The organism is Denitromonas iodatirespirans, from assembly GCF_018524365.1.
Lineage (GTDB): Bacteria > Pseudomonadota > Gammaproteobacteria > Burkholderiales > Rhodocyclaceae > Nitrogeniibacter > Nitrogeniibacter iodatirespirans.
In genome coordinates this window covers 1-2,818 of the sequence record NZ_JAEKFT010000073.1, presented here as the reverse complement: position 1 = coordinate 2,818, position 2,818 = coordinate 1, and the positions used below count along the sequence as shown (strand labels likewise).

Annotated in this window: 1 protein-coding gene; it reads left to right on the top strand. The window is 68.4% G+C overall.

Annotated features, from left to right (window positions below; genetic code table 11):
• Positions 1–2,818, top strand: a 2,818-nt coding sequence (locus I8J34_RS23850) for a beta strand repeat-containing protein (RefSeq protein WP_214364130.1), incomplete at both ends; no start/stop codon positions are given.

Sequence of the window (2,818 nt, the reverse complement as noted above, 5' to 3'; positions counted from 1 at the left end):
GACAACACCAACGCCGCGGTCAATGCCCTGAATGACGGTGAGACGCTTACCGACAGCTACACCTACACGCTCACCGACGGCGACGGCACCAGCACCACCGCCACGCTGACCATCACCATCAACGGCCACACCGACGGCACGCCGACCATCGACATCCCCGACAGCAACGTCCCGGGCCAGGCCGATGGCGATCGCACCGTGGCCGAGACCGACGGCCCGATGCCCGGCGCCTTCACCATCGGCGCCCCGGCCGGGCTGCAAAGCCTCACGGTCGGCGGCACCGTGGTCAGCGAAGCCGAACTGGGTGCCCTCGGCACCACCCCGGTCAGCATCAACACCGGCGAGGGCACCCTGGTCCTGACCGGCTACGACGCCGCCACCGGCGCGGTCAGCTACACCTACGACCCGAACGTGCAAAGCAGCAACGCCCCGGTGCTCGACGCCATCGCCGTGGTGGTGACCGATGACCTCGGCATCGCCGCCACCGGCAGCCTCGACATCCAGATCACCGACTCCGTGCCGGTGGCGATCAATGACACCAACGTGATCGCCGAGGATGCGGCCAGCACCGTGTCCGGCTCCGTGCTCACCAACGACACCGTCGGCGCCGACACCAACGCCACCCCGATCACCGCCGCGAGCCCGACGCTCACCTACGGCGCCTTGGTGCTCAACAGCGACGGCAGCTACACCTACACGCTCGACAACACCAACGCCGCGGTCAACGCCCTGAACGACGGCGAAACCCTCACCGACAGCTACACCTACACGCTCACCGACGGCGACGGCACCAGCACCACCGCCACGCTGACCATCACCATCAACGGCCACACCGACGGCACGCCGACCATCGACATCCCCGACAGCAACGTCCCGGGCCAGGCCGATGGCGACCGCACCGTGGCCGAGACCGACGGCCCGATGCCCGGCGCCTTCACCATCGGCGCCCCGGCCGGGCTGCAAAGCCTCACGGTCGGCGGCTCCGTGGTCAGCGAAGCCGAACTGGGTGCCCTCGGCACCACCCCGGTCAGCATCAACACCGGCGAGGGCACGCTCGTGCTCACCGGCTTCAACCCGGCCACCGGCGCGGTCAGCTACACCTACGACCCGAACGTGCAAAGCAGCAACGCCCCGGTGCTCGACGCCATCGCCGTGGTCGTCACCGATGACCTGGGCATCGCCGCCACCGGCAGCCTCGACATCCAGATCACCGACTCCGTGCCGGTGGCGATCAACGACACCAACGTGATCGCCGAAGACGGCGTCAACACCGTGTCCGGCTCCGTGCTCACCAACGACACCGTCGGTGCCGACACCAACGCCACCCCGGTCACCGCCGCGACCCCGACGCTCACCTACGGCAGCCTCGTCCTGAATGCCGACGGCAGCTACACCTACACGCTGGACAACACCAATGCCGCGGTCAATGCCCTGAATGACGGTGAGACGCTTACCGACAGCTACACCTACACGCTCACCGACGGCGACGGCACCAGCACCACCGCCACGCTGACCATCACCATCAACGGCCACACCGACGGCACGCCGACCATCGACATCCCCGACAGCAACGTCCCGGGCCAGGCCGATGGCGATCGCACCGTGGCCGAGACCGACGGCCCGATGCCCGGCGCCTTCACCATCGGCGCCCCGGCCGGGCTGCAAAGCCTCACGGTCGGCGGCACCGTGGTCAGCGAAGCCGAACTGGGTGCCCTCGGCACCACCCCGGTCAGCATCAACACCGGCGAGGGCACCCTGGTCCTGACCGGCTACGACGCCGCCACCGGCGCGGTCAGCTACACCTACGACCCGAACGTGCAAAGCAGCAACGCCCCGGTGCTCGACGCCATCGCCGTGGTCGTCACCGACGACCTGGGCATTGCCGCCACCGGCAGCCTCGACATCCAGATCACCGACTCCGTGCCGGTGGCCGTGGGTGACACCAACGTGATCGCCGAAGACGGTGTCAACACCGTGTCCGGCTCTGTGCTCACCAACGACACCGTCGGTGCCGACACCAACGCCACCCCGATCACCGCCGCGACCCCGACGCTCACCTACGGCAGCCTCGTCCTGAATGCCGACGGCAGCTACACCTACACCCTCGACAACACCAACGCCGCGGTCAATGCCCTGAATGACGGTGAGACGCTTACCGACAGCTACACCTACACGCTCACCGACGGCGACGGCACCAGCACCACCGCCACGCTGACCATCACCATCAACGGCCACACCGACGGCACGCCGACCATCGACATCCCCGACAGCAACGTCCCGGGCCAGGCCGATGGCGATCGCACCGTGGCCGAGACCGACGGCCCGATGCCCGGCGCCTTCACCATCGGCGCCCCGGCCGGGCTGCAAAGCCTCACGGTCGGCGGCACCGTGGTCAGCGAAGCCGAACTGGGCAACCTGGGCACCACCCCGGTCAGCATCGACACCGGCGAGGGCACCCTGGTCCTGACCGGCTACGACGCCGCCACCGGCGCGGTCAGCTACACCTACGACCCGAACGTGCAAAGCAGCAACGCCCCGGTGCTCGACGCCATCGCCGTGGTCGTCACCGACGACCTGGGCATTGCCGCCACCGGCAGCCTCGACATCCAGATCACCGACTCCGTGCCGGTGGCGATCAATGACACCAACGTGATCGCCGAGGATGCGGCCAACACCGTCAGCGGAAGTGTGCTCACCAACGACACCGTCGGTGCCGACACCAACGCCACCCCGATCACCGCCGCGACCCCGACGCTCACCTACGGCAGCCTGGTGCTCAATGCCGACGGCAGCTACACCTACACGCTGGACAACACCA